Genomic DNA, 24,060 nt, shown 5'->3' on the forward strand with positions numbered 1-24,060 from the left:
GAATTTTTGGCGGCAGTACTGGCCCCGGATATCTGAGCATCAACTTTCGACTGTTCCGCTTTATTATCAATCTCAGTGGTCAGGTCTTTAGCTAAATCTGTTTTGCTGATTTCCCCGGAAATATAGCTCAGTACATCGCTGGCACGGGAAGACGACTGCCCCTTCACATAATCAGTCCGGTCAGACTGATTACCCGATTTATCTGTGAATGCAGCCCGGAAGTAACGCACCACGCCGGCCGCAAGTCCGGTCAGTGAATAAGTGCTTTGAGGGTACGGAATATCAGCCAGCAGCGTTTCATCTGAATGGTCAGCAAGTGTTGAAACCATAAGCGTAGTTTTCAGGCCGTCATCAGAGCCGGTACCGAATGACCAGGTCAGATCTATCCCGAACACAGTGTTATCAGAGGCAGTCAGTGAGACCGGTACCGGCGGTTTTCCCTGCTTCCCGCTGAGGGTGACGGTATCAGCCGTTCCCCAGGGTGAAGATATTCCGGAGGAGTTTATCGCACGGACTCTGACTTCATAAACACCGGCATAAATATTATTGACGGCAAATCCCTGGCTGCTAACCGTCCCGGTATTGATCCACTCCCCGTTGTCACGCCGCCACTGGGCAGAATATTTAACCGCGCCTTTCACGGCACCCCATGACACCTGAAGTGAAGACACACTGATCCCCTGGGATGTGTAATTGACTTCGTTTACCGTAATATTTACAGGCGCGGGCATAACGGCTGCAGGGGTTATCGTTACCGGTGCGGCCTGAATTTTCACCCCGTCATCAATATAGGCAAATTTATTCGGGTCGTACTGAACGCCGGCGATCGTAAAGGTACCGTCACCGTTATCAGAAACAGAGGTTACCCGGAATTGCTGCACCGCAAGGTTATCACTGTCAATCACCCAAACCGCACCAGCGACCGGTGTCTGGCTGTATGCAGTATTCACAGTGAGCGTTTTTTTATCATCACTGATATTACCGATGGTCCGTGCCTGTGATGTGCCGTCAGGCAGATTGAGAATCAGCCGGTCACCTGCTGCGAAATCGGCAGCTCGGTCGAGCGTAAAGACATTCCCGTTTACAGCAGACAGCCTGCCGCCGTTCTGTTTTCCGGCGCGGTACGGATCAGCCACACCAATGATTGAAGCAGGCAGCGGAATATGACCGTCAAGACCGACACTGAAACTTACGGTGCCGTCTTTCGAGTTTGACAGCAGTGCCCAGCGGCCCCGCCGGTTGGCTTCACTTTGTGACGTGCAGCCAATGGCCGTCAGAGTCATTTCGTTCACGCCGTAGCGGGCAATCAGATCGGGCTCACAGACAGGCTCAACTGTGTCGGCGTAATGATTTTGCGGGTCTGAGTAGCTGACCTGGCAGGAGGTATAACGGTTTTTATATGAACCGCCGGCATAAGTGAACAGTCCGTCAATGACATTTGCCGCCGTATAGGTCCAGTCCGGATCATCCGCGGGTGTGTCAGCAGTGACAGTAATCTGATCATTTCCCCAGAAGGTAATGCCGCGGAATACAGCAGCCAGGTCGTTCAGTACGGTATAGGCATCGTCCTGACTCTGAATGAATACGTTACAGGTAAACCGCGGTTCGGTCCCGCCTGCACCATCTGACACTTTCTGATCACAGTAAACGCCAATCTGATACAGTTCCCATTTATCAATCATTGAGGCATCAACACGGTTACCCATACCATAAACTTTATCCAGCAGAAGATCGTAAAAAATCCAGGCCGGGTTATCTGAATAGGCAAGCTTAAAGCCACCGGACCATGCACCGGTGTAAGTTCTGGCTTCAGAGTCATAGTTATCCGGTACGCGGATGATTTTACCTTTGACTTTACACGTCACCTTCGGGGCGCTGCCGCTGAACTGCTCAGCATCGGTTTCTATATACAGTAAGGCGGTATTCGGATAACGCAGTTTACTGTCGATGACTTCCGCAAATGAAAAGACTTTAAAGGCATTAACCAGTTTGCTGTCTGTCGAATCATCGGTGATACGGCGGACACGTACGGCCCAGCCAGACGCTGATGCCGGCAGGTTAATACGGTGATCACGCTGGTATTCTGAGGTGGTTTTACCGTCAAACTTACCGGATACCATGGTCTGCCAGCTTCCGCCGCCGACGGACAGATCGATAGCATATTCCGTGACCGTTCCGGCCATATCGCCGTTGTCTTTGTACTGATACTGCGCAGGCAGGGACAATTTTACCCGCACAGCATCCAGCGCAGCATTGGTAAACTGACGCGTCCAGGGAGATGCCTTTTTGACGAGGATACCGACTGACAATTCATTATCCACCTCTGGCATGCCCTGGATATACGACTGATCCTGTGTGCCGTTACGGAAATCAAATTTAACGCCGGTGAAATTGTAAGACCCGTCACTGTTGGCGAGTGGCGTATCATTCAGAAAAATATCCTGTGGTGACAGCGAACCTTCTATTTCACCTTCGGCAACGGCAACCAGCATTTTCAGCTTATCCGTCGACAGTAAGTCATCCGCCTGTTCAACTGGCGTATGGGCACTTGCAGCCCCGCCTTTGGCACCCTGAATGGTATTCATTGACATAAAAACTCCATAAAAAAACCACCCTGAGGTGGCTGAACATTTCTGAATGATTTACTGCTGGTCGCCGGAGAATATACCGGCACTGATAATCGCCCCGCCCACTTCCCGTTCTCCGTAAAGCAGCGGTACCGGGTAACCCATCGCTACGGTATTCACCGGTGCGCCGAAAGCATAGTTTGGCTTGTTTTCGGTGGATGAGCTGCCGACGGCATATTTGGGCTGAGGGGTCAGCATCTGGACAACACCGCCCAGCGCCATCGACAATCCGATACCTGTTAATGCCGTACTGACTGACGTTGCGCTGAGACCAAGCAGTGTAAGTGAACTACCGGCGGTAAAGTATGCTCCGACCAGTGCAGCGGCACCGATAACAACCTGCAGGAGTCCGCCGGATTTTGCCCCCTGGGGCACCGGCTGCATTGTGTAAGTCTCCGAAGTGCGCGTCAGGCCAAATCCGTCAATACCGATATTGTCTGTACCGGTAAAGAAAGCAAACCGGATACCGTCATGGTGCGCCAGTGCCATGTATTTACGGAAACCGGGCACCTGGGCGCACATAGCCCTCAGCATTTCGTTCAGGTCATCAACATGATACCGGTGCTCTTTACCGAATCGCTTACCGGCCTGACCTTTAAGGATGAGCGTTTTTAACATCAGGAATATCCTTGTGCCGGACAATCCGCACAGTCCGGTCACGGAAATATTGTCCGTAAGGGACCCGCGCTGAGAGATTGCCGAAATTGTGATGAAGAATAAGATTGTTGCCGAGATAAACGGCGGCGTGGTTGGTAACCGGCGAACCGATGCGCATCATAACCATGTCACCTGGCTGAAGGTGCTGAACTTCACGAAAGCCCTCCGCATACCAGTGATCTTCATAGCGGTTTTCTTTGCCGTCCTTCCACCATTCGTACGGTACCGACCAGTTTTTCAATACAATGCCGAACTCCCGCCGGTGGTAATCCATAATAAGTGACCAGCAGTCAGCATGTCCTAGCACCCACGGACGGCCGGTATAATCCCGGTCTGCCCTGGGTGAGAAGGTGCAAAAATCACCCTCCGGCCAGGAGATAATGCCCCACTCAAGACCGGAGTAGTCACACTGAATCCGGTCAGTTTCAGACGGGATAAGCACCGGCACATCTGGGTGAGAGTGGATAATCATGATAATTTCGCCCTGTGCTTCTGCTGACCGGTAATCAGAATCGCGCATCAGAAACTGCTCTTCCGGACTGCCAGCATCGTTATGGCATGGAATATAGTGTTGCCGGTGACCGCACTGTACAATCACGCCGCAACACTCGTTCGGGTACTCGGCAGCGGCATGCTGCCGGATCGCGTCAGTCAGTTTCTCACGCAGCATTATTTCCCCTGCAGGTTAGCGCCCGGGAAACCGCCGAACGGCAGCGGGGAGTCGGTACCGAAACGCAGTTTGCAGTCACTGAGGTAACCACCACACACGTCTTTCGACGGGTCATCTGTCGACACGCCATCCTTTGTAAAATATTTCTCACCGGCATAATCACAGCCAGTGCCCGACCGGTACCAGCCGCGCATACACCACGTGCAGCCAGGCGTAATCTGACGTGATGGTAGTTGCAGGCTCTGGATGTTAAACGGGGAACACAGCTCGAAATCGACCTGTGCGCGGGTCTCTGAGGTTTTTGAATTGATGTAAAACAGCTGCTTTCGTGATTCATTTGGATTGGCGGCGCTGTTTCCGCCCTTCCAGTTCGCCGCATCGAGGTATTTTTTAAACGTTATATGAATTCTGACCTTCGCTTTCACCAGATCGTCATATTCAAGACAAAGTGCGGCCACAAAATTACCGACATTGCCCACTGACAGGGTCGGCGTTGCCTGAGCACCTTCGCTGGTAACAGCAAGATTAGTTAACTCATAGGGGTGCGGATCGTATTCCTCCCCCTGCCAGATAACTGACGGCAGATTGCCGGTGGTGAAGGACTGCCAGTCAGGATCGGTAATATTATACGCATGGAACCGCAGCACATCCGGCATACCAAATTCTGTGCCGTCAACCTCAATAAGCTGTACAAGGGCACCGGGTTCCAGGTGTTGCAAGTCGGCTGTAAAGCTCATATTTCACCCATAAAAAAACCGCCCGCAGGCGGCCTATTGTTTGTGATCAGATTTACGGTGCTACGGCCTCTTCAAAGGTGAAAGATATTTCGGCCCAGTTACCATAAACAAAAGAGGGGGCAATCGAGTCAGCTTTGACCCGATAAAGCTTCTTTTCTCCCCAAGGATTAGTCCAATAAAAGGAATGAACACAATGGCTGCTCAAAAAATTGCGGACTTCCAGCATATTCTCCGGACGCCCTTTGCTGGTCAGTTCCCAGGTTTCAAGAGCATCATTTAAGCCAACTCCGGAAACCTGCTTATATCCGTCTCCGAACTGGGCTGAGGATATCTTAACCGGCAGTGTGCCTGATGCGCCTATACTTACGCAGTAATCAAAGGTATCAGTAGTCATCATTTCCCCTTAATTGCCCGCCAGAGTGGTGTACCTTGCTTCGTTGCCTGCTTGTTAATGATGTTCACTACTGCAGCCTGTATTTGTTTGGCAATGCCCTGCCCGTCAGTACCTGGATTGTTTGCTGACGCCTGTCCCTGACCGTTTACGTTCACGATAATGCCCCCCAGGTGAATCCCCCCTCCTGCCGCTGATTGACCACCGACGGCTCTTACGCCAAGTGAACCATCCTTACCGCGAGTCAATGGCATGATAGCCTCTGGTCCCGCCTCACCGAACACGCCAGCGCCTTTAGCAAAAGCGAATAGTTTGGGTGAGCTGTGTACCTGATTGCTGTATGCACTGAGCGATGGAGAGTCGTAAACGCCACCCTTTGCATTCAGTGATAGGTTATTGTAAGCACCTGATGAAAAGGAACTGCCGGATGATGCCTTACCCCCTCCTCCACCTGTAAACATTCCGCTTAAACCACCAATGATACTGCTCGCGATACCGGATATAGCCATGCGGGCTGCGATTCTGGATATGTCACCAATAACCGAATTGGCAAACCCTTTAAATGACAGCTTACCCGTTGTGGTAAAGGTAGCGATGGAATCTTCCATGCTTGAAAAAGCGTCACTGAATAGTGTTTGCGTCATTCCTGATGCATTTGAAGCGCTATCAGCATACTCTTGCCACGCTTTATCGGCTCCGTTTGACCATGAGCCTCGTATAGCGCTCATGCTTTGCGTATGCTTATCGTAATCTGAAAGCATCTGGTCATTTGCTGCCTGCTGCATAGATATTTCTTTATCTATAGTTTCGCGGTCAATGGTCGTTGTAGCAGAGGTTCGTTGCTGTCTCAGTTGGATAACCTTGTCATTCAGTTGTTGCTCAAGTGTCGTTCTTTGCGTGAGAATCCCTTGCTGATAAGCGCTGATAGAACCAGATGCAGACCATTCCTCAGTGCCATACTGTGATTGTCTGTTGCCGATATCTTTATTGATGTTTGACTGATATCCGGAAAGCTGCGTTACTTGTTTTTGTAACTGTTGCTGATGTTCGAGGGCTGCATTCTGTTGGTATAACGCCGTGATTTTATCCTGATTTGCTAACAATGACTTCTGATCAGCTGTCAATGTAGACTTACTTTTCAGATTAGCCAGCTGCTGTTCCCATTTCACAAGCGATTGCTGGGCTGTAGATAGCTTATCCGTCGTGTCGAGCTGTGACACCATTACAGCATGCTGTTGATTCAGCTGCTCGAGCAACCTGGTTCCTGCATCCTCTGTATAGGCTTTTTCATGACGCTGTTTCGGCTGCGCGGGGTCTTTATATTTGTTATCGATATCCTGCCTGAGCTGCGCTTCTTCAGCGGCGCTTATGCTTGTCCCAGCAGCCCGAGTTTTCTTCAATGCTTCGGTAAGCAGGTTCTGTTCTTTTGTCCTTTTTTCAGCATTAGATAAGGATTGTTCCTGGAGATTATCGATATACTCCTGTGCCTTAATGCCAGCCTGCTGTGCCTGATTATGCTTATCGATAAAGCCATTTAGCACATCTTGGGTAGAAGCCTGACTTTGCAAAAAGGAAAGCTGTGCTTTTAATGAGGCAAGATGTTTATCCTGGACACCGCCATCGCCGATCCCACCCAAACCAAACATACCCGGCTTAACATTGCCTTGGATATCGGCGATTTGCTTTTGGACGTTCGCTATCTGCTGTTGGAGGGTCTGGCCACGACCAATATCCAGCATGCTATCCCAGGCGCCCTTCGCTGCCTCACCCACTGAATTCCAAATAGTTTCCAGTGTACCAAGGCTGTTTTTAATCTCATTTGCTCTCTGGGTTAGCGCATTGGCGTAAGCGTCATTAGCTACTTTTGCCGCGCCCTGCTGATTACCTTCGTCTTGAAGTGCCTTAATCTGGTTATAAGTAGCCAGAGTGAGGAAATGGTACTGGTCATTCAGCTTGGTAATAGCCGCCACAGGGTCTGCGGCAATATTGCTGAAGTCAGCCACCAGGCTATCTGTGGCTTGACCGGTAGCATCACTCATACTCACAATGGCCGCGGAAACTTTCTGTAGAGAATCTCCCGCAATAGTGCCGGTCGATACCGCTTGAGCGATAACTGATGACGCCTGCCCTTGTGTAGTTCCAGTGGCTGCGCTTACGGTGGCCGCCATATCAGTAAGCTGATCCGCCGTTTTCCCAACCTGGTTACCGGTCAGGATAAGTGACTTTTTAAAAGCCTCTTGCTCCTGTTCTCCTTGATAATATGCCAGTCCGAGAACTGCTACTGCGGCACCTGCAATGGTAAGTGGATTGACTAATCCAGCAAGGTAAGTGCCGACTGCTTTAATTGTCGGCCCAAGTCCACCCATCATGCCGCTTAACATACTGCCCTGCTGAACCAGCGCCATGATAGGCGACTGCCCACTGGCAATACTCGTTACCATCCACGACAGTTGGGACGGTATCATTGCCATGTTGTGGGCCGCATGTCTGGAGGTGTCACCTGTCTTTGTCAGCGCCTCAGAAAAACCAGTTAACTTACTCCTGGCCTGGTCAATCCTGTCGCTGTATTCAGTGAAGGTTTCTTCATCCAGCATACCTTTGCTTTTGAACTTAGATAGAGCCTGCTGCTGATCATCAAGTCGGTTCAGAGCGGCATTAATTGGATTGATTTTGTCCAGCAAAGAACCAAGGGCTTTGGCTTCGTCATTCGTGGCTTTGGTCGCCGCCTGTGTGGACTTAGTAACATCATCTACAAGCCTGGGACCCTGCTTCATCCAAGAGTTGTAATCTTTTGTCGCCCCAGATAAGTTTTCAGTAGCTGTTTCGGCTTTCTCACCAGCCTGGGTAAGTTTTGCGAGGGATGTTGCCAGTGAGTCGGCATTCTTTTGAGCCCCAGAGCTGTCTATAATGACTGCGAGACGTGAAGATTGTTCTGCCATTTACTTTTCTCCGGGCATAAAAAAACCCAGCATTTGCTGGGTCCATAAAAACTAGCTGACTATGGGGTCGTGCCATATTCCTGCTTATAATTACTTTCCATTTGCTCACAAACGCTGGCAATGAATTGCCTCTCAGACTGTGTGTTTGAAACCTTATCCTGATTAGATTTACACAAGCTGATCGCATCACGAGCATGAGCTTTTGCTTTTTCCTCTGGTGAAGAATTCAAAATGGAACCCCACAGAAAAAATACAACAACCACGGCAAAAATAGCCCAGAGAATCCCTTTCATATATACATCCCAACGAATAATTTATAGTGATATTCTTCTACGAATTAGTGCATAAAAAACAGCAAGATGAGCATTAACTATTGCAGTGTTGCCGTATTGCTATCTTTCTGAACTCCGAGGACACCTTTCACTTTCTCCATTCGATGGATCTCTTTATCTACATCTTTTTCTGCAACACCAAAGACTAAAACATTCATTGTTTTCAGATCATGAACAACACGTATATCATCAGCCTTAGCAGCGGAAATAACGTCCGCTTTACTCTCTTCCGAATAGTGAACAATTATATTGTCTGTTTTCATCACGCGTTCTTTTATATCCTGCTCCTGATGAGAAGCACAAGCCGACAGAACTAAAGCTGAAATCAAAATAAGCTTCTTCACATCCCTACCCTCATTGATAAAGTCAGGATTAATCCTAGGACTAAAATTATGCAAAGGAAAGCAAATCAGCCCTCGTCACCGTCCGAATTCGCTTCGACCTGCTGCTGTTGTCGTGACCATTCTGCCCGATATTCATCATCCAGTGCGAAAATAGCTGCTTCGAATAACTCACGATCTACCACCAACGGGCGTGGTGCCAGATAAGCATCAATATCTCTGATGGAGATTGGCAAAGGTGATGCAGCCATTCCCGTGTATCGCCTGCCGCGGCTTATCGTGGCATAGGAAGACAATAGTAGTGCAGTCAGTTCATCAACATCTGGTTCGTCTCCAGATTTGATACCTAATCGTTCTTCACGCCAGCGATTACGTTCACCCTCCAGCCCAGAGTAACGGTTAAGCCACTTCTGCGCGGTTATTACTTTCCCACTGCATCCTGCTTCCGTTCTTCTTTGCCAGCAGCAATCTCGGCACCGGTCTGAATGATAGTCCAGTAGAACTCAGGGTTTTGTTGTAGGAACGCCAGTCCGGCTTCCGGCGTATAGGGGATCGCCTGCTCTTTACCGTTCACCACTTCGCCAACACCATCCCAATCCAGTAGAAGGTGACGACTGCACGTTTCCAGCAGCAAGTCATCCATGGAGTCGATATCACCTACAGCGTCCAGGCTGAAATCAGTGGTACCTGCTTTAAACAGACTGTCCAGCTTATCGATGTGGCGGCGAACCAGCGCGGTACGGGATTTAAAACCGTGATTTGAGGTGCTGCCAACTTTCAGTTTCAACCCGGCGACAGGCTCAATCCAACGGGTGCCATCAGCGTCCAGATGTTTATTAATAATTAACATGATACCTCCGTGTTAAAAGGCCCGAGTCGCCATACAGAACGACATGGGCAAAGATGAGGAATTAACCAGCGGTTGACCCGCTTGTAGTATTTGAGTCGGCAGCTGCCTGTGAATGAGATTTTACAGCTGGTACACGGGTAATGGTCGGGGGTGTGTCCGAACCGGTGATATTAAGCTGCACCTGAACGATGTCAGTATTGCCACCATCCGGCCAGTCACCATCAACCTGCACAGACGGGAAGTTAAAGATATACGAACCTTCGTTATTCGCGATCGTGAAGCTGAAAGGCATTGATGCGCCGGTGAGTGTTTTCTTCCACGCCTCATAGGCTGATTTCGACCAGGACAGTGTGATTTGGCCAGACGGTGTGAACGTGGTCGGGATATTTGCTCCAGCAAAACCAGTTCCGGTACCGATACAGCGCTGGGTCTGCAGGTTGTTGTCGAACTGGATGTTGAAAGTATCGACACAGAATCCGTCACCACCACTTACACCATTCAGGCTGATTGCAGTTACCTGTTTGAATGAGAAACGGAGTTTGCCGTCAGCATCAGTTGGTGAACTGAAATAACTGGTGCCATCGTCTTTGTCAGCCCAGCCGAGTCCGGATAGCGTGACGGTAGCCTGCAAATCACCATCGTTCGGGATTTCAAGCTTGAAGGTGCCGACCTGACAGCCGGTAGCGATGGATGCTACACCGATGTCAGAGGCAAATGTGGCAACTGAGAATGCGATGCGGTCGTTCCCCATAACCAGCTTGTTATCGGCCCAGTCACTGCCAAAGCAGGATGCCAGGAAAAGGTCATGCTGACCGTAGCGGAATTTACAGACCACATCACCGCCAACATCAGTGGTGCCCGGCGTCTTACCGTTTGCCATACGAGTACCGCCGATTTCGGCATTGTCGATCATGTTCTGCGTAGGTTTCAGCCCGTTGGACGTGCGTTTCCACAACAGCCATGACGGGTTATTCGGCGTAGTGCCGGCAGTTGTTTCGCGGCAGTAAGCCAACTGTATTTTTGCTCCAGATGACATTTTGTCTCCTGATTAGCGCTACATAGCGCGGTATGGGATGGAAAGATTTAACTGCGCCCAACCGTCTGTTTCTCCGGCATCGACCGCGCTTACAGCGAAGTAATCCAGTGCACCATCCGTCTGGAACTCGAACAATTCACGAATGGCATCAGCCGTTTCGGTGATCAGCAGCGATCGGGCACCGGATGGGACGAATAACTGGATGATGATGGTACCGGTACGGTGGACAACCGGGCCGTCACCGATTTCAACCGCGCCAGCCAGTCCGGGAAGATTGGTTAACCGCGCCCAGATGGTTTTCCCTGTCGGGTCGAAAATCGGGTCATTCGGATAAGTCACAGAATTTGCAGGCATGGCTGACTGCACCGTCATTCGTTTAATGACAGCGTTGCGTATTTCGGTAAGGGTCATTTGTTGGCCTGCGCTACTCCGTTAAATGCATTGGCGTAGACACCCGTCGGGGCTTGCTTTGAGTGCCCGTTTTCGAGTGGGACGCTGTAAGGTAGATTCGACTGGATATAGATAACTGAGAAAGGCTTGCCTGTGGCGATGACTGCATTCCCCTGCTGAATGGTGCGGGAACCTTCTTCATCGGGGCCGGCAGGCTCTGAGTAATCAGGCTCACCGACACTGACAAGATTTGACGCCCGGAACGTACCGCCGACATAGCCGGGAGGCGGTTTACTCATCCACAGTTCGGGATTTCCGACCGGCGATGTCATCACAATCTCATTCAGTAACTGAACGGAAATAACCCTCAGTTTTTTTCCGACATCCTCTTTGACCATTCCTGCAAACTCTGACGGGTCAAAACTCCAGCCTTTCGCCACGCTATGCCCTCCGCAACTGGATAGAATACGTGGCTTTCGCCGCATCAGTACCAACAGTGACAACCTTGTACGCCTGCTGTTCGCCAGAGACCAGATCATCGGTCAAAACAACATGCCCTTCTGCTGGCTTGTCAGTGACTTCGCTGGTCAGTGCAGTTAGTTTAAGGTCACCATGCAGGATGTTAACATTATCGATACGGCTCAGGCTGTAGCCTGATAACACGCCGCGCCCGGAGTAACTGACTGTCTGGCTGGCTGACTCCTCAGTCACCGGATCGACTTCACCGGACACGACATAACTGGCAGTGAATTTGTTAACGGCATCAGCCAGGCCGCCAGCATCATCGAAAGCAGCGGCAATCTCGGTTTGCAGCTCATCACGAATGCCCACACTACCCCCTTACCAGTCTGACCTGCGATGTGCTGAGCCCGTACGGTTTCAGTATCGCCATCGCCAGCTGTAGGTTTGAATCCAGCAGAGTTGAGCTGTTTGCATCCAGTTCAGCAAAGGTTTTCGATACACTGACGCCGTTGGCATCGACGGACTTACTCAGCAGTGATCCTGAATCGGTCTTTTGCTGGTACAGGCCGCCAGTCGACGCTGCCAGAGCCGCATAGGCACCTGCTGTTTTCACATCATCAGGGATGACCTGTTCATGCGTTACCTTGTCGCACGGCAGGCGCAGTGACAGGCCATTCAGCCAGGCATTAGCCATTAATACTGCTTTCGCTTTGCCGCCGGTATCTGCCCAAGCGCTACCCAGCAATGCATCAACATCATCCACTGTGATAAAGGTGACCATGATTACACCTCAATTTTCCAGCCATGCGCTTTCCAGACTTCAACTTCTTCCGGATGCACATTCGCTTTGGTGGGTGCGCCCTCGAACGCCGGAAACTCTGTCACCATGCAGATAAATGCCGGCTGGCTTTGCGCTTTCTCAGCCTCGCGCTGTGCCCGTTGTTCTTTCGTCAGTCCGGCCATAAGCCCTCCATGAAAACGGGGCCGAAGCCCCGAGGTTGTAACCAGGCTTAAGCCAGCAGGATGGTCGCGTGCTCTGGCTTGATGGATGCCACACCCCATGCCAGACCAACTTCATAACGCACCTGACGGTACTGACGGTACAGCGCCACCTGGAAAGTGATTCCAGACACTGGATCAGTTACGTTCATCACGTCATCAGCGGTATCGCCGCCCTGCGGCATCGCAGGAGTACGTGCAGCCAGCAGGAATGCGTTGCGGTCAAAAGCCATGTTTGCGGTGAAGCCACCAATAACGGTGATTTCAGCATCATCAGCCAGATCTTGTCGCAGGCCGGGTGCCGCCAATGTGATAGTGGTCGCCGTCGTAGCCACTACAAGGTAAGTATTATCATCGCCCGCAAATTTAACCGCATTACCCTGCAGGATACCGCCAGTGCCTGAGTCTACCGCAATGATGATATCGCCTTCTTTTTTAGCCCCGTTCACCAGATAGCCAGTCGAAGCCGTTGCAGCCACTTTTGCAACACCCGCCGACTCATGGATATTGAAGCCTTCAACCCGACCAATCACACCCTCGCGGAGTAATTGATCCGTGCCGGCTTCATTCATTTTGAACAGAACGGATTGTTTACCGCGCATGTTGGCGATGGCCGCTGAACCCAGGACCATTTGCAGGTCAGTGGTTGGTGCACCATTGTCAGTAAGCACCTGGCGAGATAGAGCGAAATCAGACAGGTCATCTTTCACACCGAATGGAGCGGTACCGGCTGTGCCAACTGCGCGGGATGAGTTGAAATACAATGCACCCAGGTCAGCATCGACTTCGTTCGCCAGCGCACGAAATGCCTGCTTGAACTGGTCAGCCAGAATGGTGTTGTAGGTACCGGATGGTCCGATAGCCAGTTGCTCTTCACCATTCCATTTAACCGCTGCCATTTTGGACTTAGTGATTTGTACGTTAACGGTACCAATATTTTGATCACCGGTATTCGGTGCAGCTGGACCCGGGGTGATATCAACGGTAGTTGCAACCGGTGCGACTGGTGCTGTTACCGTCTGCCCTTTTGCCGCCGCGTCAGTTTTTGCGTTACGGGCCACAGCAGGAATGAAGCCGACCTGTTCACGTGAAACAACGTCCAGCGCGGTAAAAATGGTCGGGATTAGATTAGTCAGCGTATTCGCCATCTCTTGATTTCCTATTAAGTTGATATGAGGTTTTTTGAGCCATCCAGCTCAGGCACCAAACCCCATCCGAGGCGTGGCAGTTGGTGATCGTTAATCGACGATGGTGACACCGTCTTTGAGTGCAGAGCGTTGCTCAACAGGCCCCAACCCTTTGAAGGTTTCGCTCTTCATTGTCTTTTGTCCGGCTGCATGCTGTGATTGCTGAGAGCCGCCGCCGCTATTGCCGCTGGCTTTCAGAATGTGGTCTTTCTGCGGGTATTGCTCGACCAGGTATTCAAGCGCCTCATCAAAGCCTGCGATTTCACCTGGTTTTGAGCGGGAGTAGACCTTGTTACCGCTGCCGTCATAGGCAACGACCTGGCCGTCTTCGATTTTGAATGCCTGACCAAAGCGGGCCTGAACGAAATCAGCAGGAATCGCCAGTTTTTCGGTGATGAATTGGGAGCCAGCAAAGCGACCGCCGATCATCTCGTTGTAGAGCTGACCTTGCAGAGCCTTATTCTGCTGACTTGCTTCGTCCAGTTGGGTCTGAAACGATTTGGTGATTTCCGCTTTAACCTGGTCAACAGAACCCGCGTCGATCAGCTTTTTCTGGTCGATTTTGGTCATCATGTCCAAAGCTTCCAGCGCCTTTGACGGGTCAGTGATGCCGGAGAACTTCGCCAGATTCGATTCTGCGGCTTCTTTGGCCTCACGGTGTGATTTGGCCTCGCCATTCAGTGCTGAGATTTTCCCGACAGCCTGAGCAGCATCGAAACCAATCTCTTTGCCATCTGCATGCACATAGACCGGCAGGCCATTATCATCGAGAGCCGCGTAATTCTGACCGTTCACTTCTACTGTTTTCAGTTTCATGCTTATACCTTTGGTGTGGTCATCCGACCGTTGCGCCGCTTGCCATCCGGATTGCGGCCGTAAAAAAAGGCCACCGAAGTGACCTTGTTAGTTGATTCCTGCCTTACTGAATGCCTGTTTGTCCCGACCCTTTAACTGGTCGAGCGTCAGCCATTCACCCTTGTCGCTGTAAAATTCATCCGGCTTCATGCCGCCGTCACGCATCAACCGTGCCCGTTTTTCGCCGACAATCTGTTTCTGGCGGTCATAGGACTGTCGGGCAAACCAGCTCTGATAATCGGTATCACCTGCCACCTGCCCGTCCATACTGGCACGCGCTGATGGCGGGATTTCTTTGATATCGATACCGAGATCCTGAGCCGATTTCAGAATGTAGGTTTCGGTCGAGCGGCAGCACCAGTGAATTTTGCCCGGGCCTTGCAGATACGGGATTTTGTGACCGATAGGCTTATTATCCAGCGTGTATTTCAGCCGGTCCCTGATGCGACATGCTGGCGTTGTGCGGTTGTCCAGAGTGGATAGCCACTGCTTACCTTTGATGATGTCATCATTGGCGCTGGCAAAGCTGTTTCTGGCGGTTGATGCCAGGTGCCCTACTGCCGTTTTGGCAATACTGGCCGCATTCGCACGACTGACCTGCAATGCGCCGTCCTGATATCCGTTATTGGCCTGGCCGCGAATCTTCCGGGCTATCTGCTCTGTTGTGTCACCGAGGAGAAATCCCTGACGGACAGTATTGCTGATGCGCGTCATCCGGTCTGATTCGAGGTTGGACGCCCACTCACTCAACAGTCGACCCTGAAACGGCTGGGCCATTGCCGCGGCGTACAGCGTGTCAGGATGGATACCAATGATCGGGTGCAATGCCAGCACTGAATCAGGAATGGCATGATCAAACAGACTGAGCTGATACCCGGCTTCATGATGGGCCAGTTGCTGCAGTTCATCCGTCAGGCCGGTTTGCATAGCGCGAATGGCTGCGGCGTTCGTTGTTCTGACGCTGGACAACAATGCTTCCAGACGAGTCACTGTGAAGCTCTGAGCATCCATCCCGTCCATTGCCACTATCAGACGCGCGGTAAGCTCTGCATCGCTCTGGTTGAGGATATTGACTATCCGGTTAGCAACGCCAGTGCCGAACCTACTAATCCAGATAGCGTGTGCGATGTATTCATCCCGCAGAACCTGGTTCGATGTTGACATTATCACCGCCTGTTAGCGTTACCGGAAGATTGTTTAGTTCGTCCACGACTTCGTTAGGGTCTGCATCCGGATCAATGAACTTAAGCGCCTGTAACGTGCGTACTGCATCAATCTTGCGAATGATTCCACCCTGCTGCAGAGACTGTACAGCCAATGCAGACGGCGCATCGTAGGTCTGTGTGGATACATCCAGCTCAGTGCGAACATCCACAGTGCCGCCATTACTTTCGCCAATCCACTCGGCCATGATTTGCAGGATATTATCCAGCGCGTCTTCGAGTGAGTTTGCCATGGTGTATAGCGGCGAATTCTCCTGCATGTGTTCGCTATGAGTCTGGTCGAGTGATTTGGTCGACGTGTTTTCAACGCGAGTGAGCTTCGCCCCTGCCTGCCGCATCTGGTTTTCGAGGTCATCCAAAGAGGTTTTCCCGGAACCAATCGCAGCGCCGGTATGCTCGGTGTATTCCATACCTTGCGTTGAACGGTCAGAAAATTGCGTTGCACAGGCTGCGCCAATAGTTAGCTCCTGGTCTGCTGCCAATCCAAACACAGACAGCAGCGGAACACGGGCAACATGCAGAATGTTGTCCTGCTCAGACTGTGACTGCCAGTGTTTAACATTCAGATGAGCCAGGTTCAGAAGCGGCGGTGCGCCACGCATAAACCCGGTGCGTTTGGTATAAAGCGTCACCAGTGGGATATCCTGCCGGCTGGTTTGCCAGCTATCGACCATGGTCCAGGCTATGGCTCCATTTTCACCTTGCGCTGGCTGATAAATCTCGACTTTGCCGGGCATGATATGCCTGATTTGCTCAACTTTCGTCTGTCCGAAGTCATCACCATCAATGATTACGACTTCTTTGATGCGTAGGTCGGTTAAAACGACCTTTCCGCCCTGCACGGCAGACTGCCAGCCGATGATTTGGCGCGGATTCAGCATGGTCACATAAGGCCGGGCGCCGGATTGCTGTTCATCAGCTCGGGTTTTCACCATCGCTGGGTCAGTTTTCGGATAGTCGACCAGGGCATGCGCGAGTCCGTACTGGAACGCGAGACTGAAGAACTGCTGCGCCCAGACATCCAGCCGATCACCTTCCATATCGATGTTTTCGGTCAGCGTCTTAATAGCTTCCGGTGCTGATGTACTTAACACTGTTGGCTCAGCGAAAATACGGCCGATGTTCTGCTTAATGCTTTCTTCGTATGCAGGAAGAAGTGTGGCCACACTGAGACGCTGCTTATAGCTTTCTTTGTCTTCATTAGGCCAGCGCGGGAGATATGTCTCACCCTGGCGGCGCATTTCCAGCGTACCGCCCATGAGAGCATCGTTAATGTCCCACGCCTCGCACATATCGTTGTAGTCGAGATTGGGTGTTGAGATATCTGGCATGGTTTACATCCGGAGTTGAGTTACTTTGCCGGTTGGCTTAATAATCGGGAATCGCTTCACAATGAAATAACCGCCGCCGTCATTCGCGTGGTCAAACCCTGCTGTTTTGTCAGGTTCGCCGTTAGGTGACCATATCTGCTGCTCCAGTGATTCGGCGTAAACCGGGCACCGGTCAGCATTAATACGGTACCGACGTTCACCTTTTGCATTCAGCAGCATGGCATTGACCGAGTTCACCCTGTCTTTCACTGATGGGTTAGTGCCGTTAACGTGGACGGTAAATCCAGCGGTGCGTAATAGGCTGAGGTCAGTTTCGGAAGCATTCACCGATTTGCGGCTGTTGCCACTGGCATCGGGATAGACATGCACCTTGTTTGCCGGAAACCGGTTCTGCAGCGTCTTAATCACATCAGGCGTGTCGTAGCCCTGCGTAATTTCATCCACGGCGTGAGGATGCTCACCGCGCAGCACATGGACAATGGCCGACATTTTGCCGACGTTGAAGTCCATCCCAACATGAATTGGTTCGCTACCGGTGACAATCTCACTACTACCATTCAGCTTGCGGTCATAACAGTGATATACCGTCCCGCTGGTCAGGTTGACAAAGTCACCGTTCAGATAGGCTTCGATTAACTGCGCGGGATAAGAACTGCGCAATGTGTCAGCATAATCCGGTGGTAAAAACGGGTTGCTGTAGGTGCTGGCCTGAACCATCTCGTAGCCAGGCTTCGGGTTGCGCTTCCACGTCTTATACACGAACCGGAAACCTTCAGGCGTGGTGTAGACACTCACCCGGTTGAACGGGTCAGGCAATCCGTTGGGTCGCTGGCGGTTACGGGCTATCACCTTGATCCACACATCGGTCGCGTGTTGCTCTTTCAGCGTGTCGATTTCGTCAATGTGGCTGCGATAGGACTCATAACCGACTATCCGCGCTGGGTTATCCAGTGTGCGCAGGACAAAGTCGCCAATGCCCGGTGACGAGGTGTAGATGATGTTCTCTGACTTGTTGTACTTGTACCGGACACCATATTCGCTGAGCTTATCTTCCATGCGTGGTGCGAGGATTAAGCGGATCAGGTCGTAGGTTGGTTCGTACATCGCTATCAGTGCGTCAGATGAGTGACTGGCATCACGGAACGCGCTCACCGCCATGGTCTCCGTCTTGCCTGTGCCGAAGCCGCCGACGAAGGCCGGATATTTGCACTGCAGGTTGAAAAACTTACCCTGTGGTGGCGTCAGGGTCGTTCTGATTGTTCTCCCCGACAATTACCACCTCCATTCGTGTTATCGGCTGGTCACTCCCCTGCGCACTGATTTCCTTACGCAGTTTTTCAATCTCAAGCTGTCTGCGCTCCAGTTCGAGCTGTTGGAGTTTCTGCGTAATCTCGCTATCAGACAGGCCCATTCGCTTGATAATGGCTTCAAACATCTTTTCACGGCTGATGCTGACCACCTCAATGCCGCCTTTCGTCACCTTTGTACCGGAGTAAGCCAGCCGGGCGATCGGAGACAGCTTGCGAGTGTCCTGCATATAGACGCGGCCCACTCCTTCGCCGCTGCAAACAGGGCAATCAGGGTTAGGGTCAATGGTGCGGTTGTAATCAAGGCCGCCGGAGCAATCAGGCGGTGCTTTCCCCTGGCGTTCGGCTTTATCTTCCGCCTGCCGGTATTCGTATTCAGTCCACTGGTATTTGTGATCGACGCCCCAGCAGTGACGGCAGCAGCCACGACGGTATTGCGTGAGGTCGTTGGCGTCAAAGGTGGCGAGTTGCCACATCTGGGAGAGGATTTCGTCGGCGGTGCCAATGGTTCGTGCGATTGACGCTTTCTGCTGCTGTGCAATGGCCTGCGCAACTGAAGTTTTCTGAAGCAACTGATAACCAATTTGTTCAGCAGTCTTCTTGCTATATCCTGCGCGGATAGCTGCCTGTGTAGCATTGCCATCGCTCAGGTACTCCGCAATAAATTCCCGTTGTTGCTTTGTCAGCCCATCACTTTCAGTTAACTCTTCTGCGCATTCCAGTTTTTGCGCACTGCGCGTTTTACGCTGCGCACTTTTTTGCGCACTCTGCGCAGGCTTCTTAATGTATCGGCGAGCAGTTGCATAGTTCAGCCCCTGCGACTCACACCACTCTTTCGGTGATACGCCGGATTCGGCATATTCGGACAGGAACCGTTCTTGAAGCTCGCTCCAATCCGGCTTTGCCATTGTTTCTCCATTTCCAGACAGCCAAAACCATAATGACCTTGTGATATTGGGGACTGCCGTTAAGATACTTAGCTATTAATTTTACAGCTTTGTTTAACTACCTGATTAGCACTTATGAGAGGGGATAAATTTGATTAGGCTCGTTTCTTTTTTACTTCTACCGTTATCGTTAGTTTCCTGCGCTCAGAAAGGGCCGGATGTACCTTCCATGACAAAAGAGTGTGCTATCTTCATGTCAAAAATGACTGCGCCCATATCCACTGGCACAATGCAAAACCTAGAATGTAACTGTATTGAATCAACCAGGCACAATATCCACTAAGGCGCAGAGTTGTAAGAGAGTTTAATGTGCTCAGATATTGCATGTAAAAAAGCCCACATGATCAGGTGGGCTATGCTATGAGATGACAATGCTCTGATTTCATTACTTACCAAAGGGGTATTACTTACTAATATCTATCTTATCACCAATCAGGCGAAAGCCTTTTTCTTGAAGTTGATTCAGTGATAAGGCAACTTTACACTTGGGTGTAAAAAATCCATATCCCTCAAGAAAAAGTAATATCTTCGAAGCACATCCGTCCTTACCTACCCTGTAAAATCCAGTTTTCATGGCGTCTCTCGCATAAAATTAACAACTCAGAGATTAAATAACCTTACGTTTAAAACTTAGGCTGGATTTTGACCTAAATCAACATTGCCAATACAGAGGTTGATTAATGAGCAGATGTTACAACGGTCAGACAGCCGATTTTCTTTTCAGCCGCCATTCCTATTCCTTGTTATTTAACCGGAAGGTCTATCCTTACCGGATTCTCAATCATTTCGTTATCAATGCTGAATGTTGCTGTAACCTTCGGTATATCGTCAGGGCTACAGTGGATGCCTGCTGATAATTGCCGGTCAATGAGCTCTCCATCTACCACTATCCCATAACCGAAGAATCGGCCATTCCGGTATAGATGAGCGAGTTGAGGTTTCATAGTTGCTCCTTGTTGATTGCATTAAACAGCACCCGGACGGATGCTCTGTGATACATTCGTACAAACCCTATCCTTACGAAACACTTACAAATTGAGTTTAAGTTGAGTTGGAATATAATGCTGCGATTCGAACATTTGAAGAATATTATATGAGTAACTTTTTCCTTTTGGCTTTAGCCTTAGCTCTATTGATCGTGGCAGTTTGGATGGGTGTTTCGTTCTTCAAAGAGTCAAGGAGTAAACGGGGTATTTTCCGCAGAAGATAGTAACTAACACCGAGAGCCGTTGTGAAAGTGGCTCTCGGGTTAACCAGCGACTTTTTGCGGGTCACACAACTGATTTTTCCATCAGAGCCACCATGTCAGGATCTATCTGGTCGATAAGGTTTTGACGCGCGTCATTCAGTAGCGCTTTTCTTCCGCCCGATCCCCATTTACCCATTTTGCTTGCGCACTGGCTTATCTCTTTGGTTTCGCCAGATATCAGGTAATCCAGGCGGTTAAGCTGGTTAAGAATATCCAGTGCATTGGTTCTGCTTTCAATGAACGTGTTGTAGACGTCAATTTCAAATTCGGGCTTTATCCATGCCGCATATCGGACGGCAATCATCTCTACGCCCCACGCCCCTTGATTATCACCACCGTGTATAACTATAAGTGGTTGATTTTGTTCCAAAGCATTTTTTAGTGCTTTGGACTTTAAGGCCTTAACAAAGCGTTTAACTTGGGCGCTTCGTAAGAATACGCTTGGTCGCTGAGACTCCGTAGCCTCTCCGTTTTTTACTGCCGCAGCGTGGAGATCATTGAGGTTATAGCGGCCCTCAGCATCTACACGAACAGAGATACCATTCACTTTTACTGTTGGATATTGCATATCGGAATTACCTTTTAGTGATGAACCTTGTCGCACAGGAAAACGGCCCCCCAGAGAGCTCCGACAGCCAGCCGGTTCCTCAAGGTGCATCCTGAAAGGTTCTGGGTTTTAAGCGCGTGCGTTGCGCCAATAAAAAAGCCCACCGGTTAAAGTGGGCTTGGGGAGTGAAATTACTTGTCGGGTAATCACAATCGAGGCCACCGCAGTGATGGCCTCTGTTCTGATTACAGGAACTTATCTTTCAGTGCGACCAGATCGGTTTCGGCTTCTTTGCCGAAGACTTCCAGACCATGCTCAACAAATTCCACGAAAGCGTCAAATTTGGCTTTGGCCTGCTCCAGCGGTGAGCTGGTTGCAGTGGTATCTGCGTCGGATGTTGCCTGAGCGGCGGTACCGCTGCCTGATGATCCGGTATCAGTTGACACTGGTGTTTCGGCCGCTGCTGGGGTTTCAGTTGCCACTGGGGTAGCTGCTACTGGTTCTACTACGGATTGATCTGACATTTCTTCGCTCTCTTTTTTCGTGAAAAGGCTTTTCAGCCACTGGATGAATTTCATTTGGTGATTTCCCTGATGTAAGCCTGCAGGCCGTTAATCTGTGCAGTGGCCTGATTCAGTTGGCTGCGGAGGGTGTAATAATCTTGTCGAGCGTCTGGACTGAGTTCGGCGCTGGTTGCATTAGAGCGGCTGGCGGTGCCGGAGGTTTTGGGCACTCCGACCGGACATACTGCTTTGATGCGCAACCGGACAGCACCAGAGTCAACGCTGTTGCGCAGAGAACTGATTTCATCGTCTTTCGCCTTGATAGTTTTCTGGTACTGGTTGTCGATGTCAGAGACAGATTTCTGCTGCGCCTGCATCGTGATGATAGTTTTGAGCCGGGAATCGGCCAGAGATGATTGCTGCTGAGACGTTGCTTTCCACTCATCCGCTGAATGCCGATAGTGATCCATCAGGATTACAACACTGAGCAGGATTCCGGCCAGTAAAGTGATCAGCACATAACGCCAGTTTGCGAGTAGCCAAATCATTGAGCACCCCACAGGCAGATTTCTTTCTCGATTTCCCGGCGGTTCATTAAGCCAGTGGATTTAGTCCGGCCGATGTACACCCATCGGGTGAGCGAGTTACAGGCCTCGGTATAATGACCGGCGTTGAGCTCACGCAGTAACGATGACCGAGAGAAGTTACCGGCCCCCACGTTAAACACGAAACTGGTCAGAGCGGCTTCCTGCATTTCATTCATCGGGACCTTTACCAGACGGGTGACCGACCGGTTGGCGGTAGCAATGTCCGCAGACAGGAAAGCATTGCACTGAGCGTCCGTGTAGGTGCGTCCGGGAATGACATCAGGTCCGGTGTGTCCTTTGCAGACAGTCCAGACCCCGCCGCCATCCCGGTACGGGATATGCTCTATCCCCTCCTGGCTGCTAACCAGAACTGAGGCAATGGCAATAACACCTCCACCGGCGGCCGCAATCAGCTTCTTTCGGAGTGAAGGTGATATGGCCATGGTCAGTCACCTTCTGGCGGTGCGCTGGGGATTCCCCGGGCAATCGAGTCTTTATAGGCTTTCAGCGTCTGGCTTTTGTACCAGGCATTCACCAATAGTGTTGCGACACCTACGATGATCCCGCTGATAACGGCTATCTTGTTCCAGTCGAGGTCATTGATCCATTGGGCCACGCTACCTCCGCAGACAAGTGTGCCGGACACGCAATAGCTTGCTGCCGATGCAATTTTGTCGGGCATGATATTTATCTTCATGGGTTCCACCTTTGCTTGAGAAAAGCTCGGTGCTGTGTGTAGGGATTCACCCTGTGCCGTTAACGCTACAGTCAGAGAGGATTTTTAACGGGTCGTCGATTGGCAGAGGGTGAAATCTGAGTATAAAAAAGGCCCTGCCGTAGCAGAGCCTGGATAAAATTTACGGATACAACAATTTCGCACTGTCCGTTCAGCGATTTAGTTCAAGTTAGAAACTTTGCTTGCGAACACGTAATTATTCCGCTTCCCGATATACAAAAAACCCCGCGATTTGATCGCGGGGAAAGCGGGACTTAAATGGAGAAGCCAAGCTTCAGAGAAGACCCTACGTCCCTCTGAATCCCTGACACTATTTAAGAGTAGTTTGTCTGCTCATAATTGAAAGTCTATAAACTAAAAAAGGCCCGCAATTTGCGAGCCCTTCGAATTCAATTAGATGCGAAATATAAAAACCCCATCATTGGTGTCAAATCTACCCATTTTCCGCCATTTAGTCAACTGCAATCGATTGTAGTTAATTAACTTCGTCAAAAAATGTGGTAACCAGCCGCAACATGCTATTGGCGTGATTCTCTGATTTATCCAGTTCCGATATCAGTGATTCGTAATATCGCTTCACTTCATAGCGCCACTGTTTATCAGTGATATTGGACTTTATTGCCTTGTAAGCTGATACAGCCGGCAGTCTAGTGTAGCCATCGCCCGAACACCGGTTACACTCCTTTTCCGTGAACACCCCACTTGCTTCAGTTTTCTCCCGATCACATGCCCGGCCAGTGCCATGACAGTCTTTACATCGGGCCCCAGGCGTTGCCGCCGAACGGGACCATGATGCAAAAGCGAAAGTTGCGAGTGTTTGCACCACTTTTCCCTTAACCTTTGTTTCAAGCTTGCGTAAGGCTGCCACCTTGTCGCAGTGCTTTAATCCATGCTGTGCCAGTAACTGAATTGCCTTTCGTTTGTCGTTCTCACTCAGATCCATTTTGCCGCTGAAAGCTGTGAATCCGAGTTGAGAGCGACTCTGCACCATCCCGAACGCTCCCATAACGTCAGTACCGGTTAATGCCTCTGATGCAGTTGCTCGTGGGGAATCAGTGAATTGTGGGGATTTCGGGCTGTGAAACTTAATTGTATTTTCGAGATTCATTCTTCCTCCGGGGTGTGGCATCCCATGATTGCCAGTGAGCGGGTTTTAC

Annotated in this window: 30 protein-coding genes; 1 reads left to right on the forward strand and 29 read right to left on the reverse strand. The window is 50.6% G+C overall.

Annotated elements, in window-relative coordinates; translation table 11 throughout:
- The 23 genes from JK216_RS15670 to JK216_RS15780 form a co-directional block, all read right to left on the reverse strand.
- The coding region (locus JK216_RS15670) for a phage tail protein (protein ID WP_212712094.1) at positions 1-2,591 on the reverse strand (2,591 nt) is incomplete at its 3' end.
- Positions 2,592-2,642: 51 nt separating this feature from the next.
- The gene (locus tag JK216_RS15675; RefSeq protein WP_212708862.1) at positions 2,643-3,245 is read right to left on the reverse strand and encodes a tail assembly protein; all 603 of its coding nucleotides are present in this window, start codon (positions 3,243-3,245) and stop codon (positions 2,643-2,645) included.
- Positions 3,223-3,951: a C40 family peptidase gene (locus tag JK216_RS15680; protein ID WP_212708872.1), complete on the reverse strand. Its 729-nt coding sequence runs from the start codon at positions 3,949-3,951 to the stop codon at positions 3,223-3,225. Before JK216_RS15680 ends, JK216_RS15675 begins: the two co-directional genes overlap by 23 nt.
- Positions 3,952-3,953: 2 nt before the next feature.
- Positions 3,954-4,691: a phage minor tail protein L gene (locus JK216_RS15685; protein WP_212710439.1), complete on the reverse strand. Its 738-nt coding sequence runs from the start codon at positions 4,689-4,691 to the stop codon at positions 3,954-3,956.
- 52 nt (positions 4,692-4,743) lie between these two features.
- Complete coding sequence (locus JK216_RS15690) at positions 4,744-5,085, reverse strand: phage tail protein (protein ID WP_212712112.1); 342 nt, start codon at positions 5,083-5,085, stop codon at positions 4,744-4,746.
- The gene (locus JK216_RS15695; protein WP_212712095.1) at positions 5,085-8,021 is read right to left on the reverse strand and encodes a phage tail tape measure protein; all 2,937 of its coding nucleotides are present in this window, start codon (positions 8,019-8,021) and stop codon (positions 5,085-5,087) included. Before JK216_RS15695 ends, JK216_RS15690 begins: the two co-directional genes overlap by 1 nt.
- Before the next feature lie 59 nt (positions 8,022-8,080).
- Positions 8,081-8,314 (reverse strand): hypothetical protein, encoded by a 234-nt coding sequence (locus tag JK216_RS15700; RefSeq protein ID WP_212710437.1) that lies wholly within the window; start codon positions 8,312-8,314, stop codon positions 8,081-8,083.
- Positions 8,315-8,391: 77 nt separating this feature from the next.
- Entirely contained in the window at positions 8,392-8,697 is a 306-nt protein-coding gene (locus JK216_RS15705) for a hypothetical protein (RefSeq protein WP_212708866.1), read from the reverse strand.
- A gap of 65 nt (positions 8,698-8,762) precedes the next feature.
- Complete coding sequence (locus JK216_RS15710) at positions 8,763-8,945, reverse strand: hypothetical protein (protein ID WP_212709625.1); 183 nt, start codon at positions 8,943-8,945, stop codon at positions 8,763-8,765.
- Positions 8,946-9,115: 170 nt separating this feature from the next.
- Complete coding sequence (locus JK216_RS15715) at positions 9,116-9,544, reverse strand: hypothetical protein (protein WP_212709624.1); 429 nt, start codon at positions 9,542-9,544, stop codon at positions 9,116-9,118.
- 61 nt (positions 9,545-9,605) lie between these two features.
- Positions 9,606-10,580: a phage tail tube protein gene (locus JK216_RS15720; protein ID WP_212712096.1), complete on the reverse strand. Its 975-nt coding sequence runs from the start codon at positions 10,578-10,580 to the stop codon at positions 9,606-9,608.
- A gap of 18 nt (positions 10,581-10,598) precedes the next feature.
- Positions 10,599-10,991 (reverse strand): phage tail terminator-like protein, encoded by a 393-nt coding sequence (locus tag JK216_RS15725; RefSeq protein ID WP_212710436.1) that lies wholly within the window; start codon positions 10,989-10,991, stop codon positions 10,599-10,601.
- Positions 10,988-11,410: an HK97 gp10 family phage protein gene (locus JK216_RS15730; protein WP_212709621.1), complete on the reverse strand. Its 423-nt coding sequence runs from the start codon at positions 11,408-11,410 to the stop codon at positions 10,988-10,990. The genes JK216_RS15725 and JK216_RS15730 overlap by 4 nt, the downstream gene beginning before the upstream one ends.
- Before the next feature lies 1 nt (position 11,411).
- Complete coding sequence (locus JK216_RS15735) at positions 11,412-11,801, reverse strand: glutamate 5-kinase (RefSeq protein ID WP_212712097.1); 390 nt, start codon at positions 11,799-11,801, stop codon at positions 11,412-11,414.
- A gap of 1 nt (position 11,802) precedes the next feature.
- Positions 11,803-12,213 carry a protein singed gene (locus JK216_RS15740; protein ID WP_212710435.1) on the reverse strand — a complete coding sequence of 137 codons (411 nt, stop codon included), beginning with the start codon at positions 12,211-12,213 and terminating at the stop codon, positions 11,803-11,805.
- Between the two features lie 2 nt (positions 12,214-12,215).
- Complete coding sequence (locus tag JK216_RS15745) at positions 12,216-12,395, reverse strand: hypothetical protein (protein ID WP_212709618.1); 180 nt, start codon at positions 12,393-12,395, stop codon at positions 12,216-12,218.
- Between the two features lie 47 nt (positions 12,396-12,442).
- Complete coding sequence (locus JK216_RS15750) at positions 12,443-13,579, reverse strand: P22 phage major capsid protein family protein (protein ID WP_212710433.1); 1,137 nt, start codon at positions 13,577-13,579, stop codon at positions 12,443-12,445.
- Positions 13,580-13,669: 90 nt separating this feature from the next.
- Positions 13,670-14,434, reverse strand: coding sequence for a DUF6651 domain-containing protein (locus JK216_RS15755; RefSeq protein WP_212712098.1), 765 nt, complete (start codon positions 14,432-14,434; stop codon positions 13,670-13,672).
- Positions 14,435-14,521: 87 nt separating this feature from the next.
- Positions 14,522-15,637 carry a phage minor head protein gene (locus JK216_RS15760; protein WP_212712099.1) on the reverse strand — a complete coding sequence of 372 codons (1,116 nt, stop codon included), beginning with the start codon at positions 15,635-15,637 and terminating at the stop codon, positions 14,522-14,524.
- Positions 15,606-17,027: a DUF4055 domain-containing protein gene (locus JK216_RS15765; protein ID WP_212712100.1), complete on the reverse strand. Its 1,422-nt coding sequence runs from the start codon at positions 17,025-17,027 to the stop codon at positions 15,606-15,608. Before JK216_RS15765 ends, JK216_RS15760 begins: the two co-directional genes overlap by 32 nt.
- A 3-nt stretch (positions 17,028-17,030) precedes the next feature.
- A complete protein-coding gene (locus tag JK216_RS15770; protein ID WP_249213188.1) occupies positions 17,031-18,299 on the reverse strand; it encodes a terminase family protein in 1,269 nt (422 codons plus the stop codon).
- On the reverse strand, positions 18,253-19,242 hold the full coding sequence (locus tag JK216_RS15775) for a terminase small subunit (RefSeq protein WP_212712101.1): 990 nt from the start codon (positions 19,240-19,242) through the stop codon (positions 18,253-18,255). Before JK216_RS15775 ends, JK216_RS15770 begins: the two co-directional genes overlap by 47 nt.
- Before the next feature lie 782 nt (positions 19,243-20,024).
- Positions 20,025-20,225 (reverse strand): hypothetical protein, encoded by a 201-nt coding sequence (locus tag JK216_RS15780; protein ID WP_212709612.1) that lies wholly within the window; start codon positions 20,223-20,225, stop codon positions 20,025-20,027.
- A 149-nt stretch (positions 20,226-20,374) separates the two neighbouring features.
- On the opposite strand from JK216_RS15780, the gene JK216_RS15785 reads away from it, so the two are divergent.
- On the forward strand, positions 20,375-20,491 hold the full coding sequence (locus tag JK216_RS15785) for a small membrane protein (protein ID WP_212709611.1): 117 nt from the start codon (positions 20,375-20,377) through the stop codon (positions 20,489-20,491).
- 61 nt (positions 20,492-20,552) lie between these two features.
- Here JK216_RS15785 and JK216_RS15790 read toward each other — a convergent pair whose 3' ends face one another.
- From JK216_RS15790 to JK216_RS15815, 6 genes are all read right to left on the reverse strand, one after another.
- A complete protein-coding gene (locus tag JK216_RS15790) occupies positions 20,553-21,098 on the reverse strand; it encodes a KilA-N domain-containing protein (protein ID WP_212709610.1) in 546 nt (181 codons plus the stop codon).
- A 224-nt stretch (positions 21,099-21,322) separates the two neighbouring features.
- A complete protein-coding gene (locus JK216_RS15795; protein WP_212709609.1) occupies positions 21,323-21,655 on the reverse strand; it encodes a hypothetical protein in 333 nt (110 codons plus the stop codon).
- Entirely contained in the window at positions 21,652-22,128 is a 477-nt protein-coding gene (locus JK216_RS17205; protein ID WP_349290171.1) for a lysis protein, read from the reverse strand. The genes JK216_RS15795 and JK216_RS17205 overlap by 4 nt, the downstream gene beginning before the upstream one ends.
- Entirely contained in the window at positions 22,125-22,604 is a 480-nt protein-coding gene (locus JK216_RS15805) for a lysozyme (protein ID WP_212710466.1), read from the reverse strand. The genes JK216_RS17205 and JK216_RS15805 overlap by 4 nt, the downstream gene beginning before the upstream one ends.
- 8 nt (positions 22,605-22,612) lie before the next feature.
- Entirely contained in the window at positions 22,613-22,864 is a 252-nt protein-coding gene (locus JK216_RS15810; RefSeq protein WP_087488942.1) for a phage holin, read from the reverse strand.
- Positions 22,865-23,378: 514 nt separating this feature from the next.
- The gene (locus tag JK216_RS15815) at positions 23,379-24,011 is read right to left on the reverse strand and encodes an antitermination protein (protein ID WP_212712102.1); all 633 of its coding nucleotides are present in this window, start codon (positions 24,009-24,011) and stop codon (positions 23,379-23,381) included.
- Positions 24,012-24,060: the final 49 nt, after the last annotated feature.

It is taken from the genome of Tatumella sp. JGM94, assembly GCF_018257595.1.
Lineage (GTDB): Bacteria > Pseudomonadota > Gammaproteobacteria > Enterobacterales > Enterobacteriaceae > Tatumella > Tatumella punctata.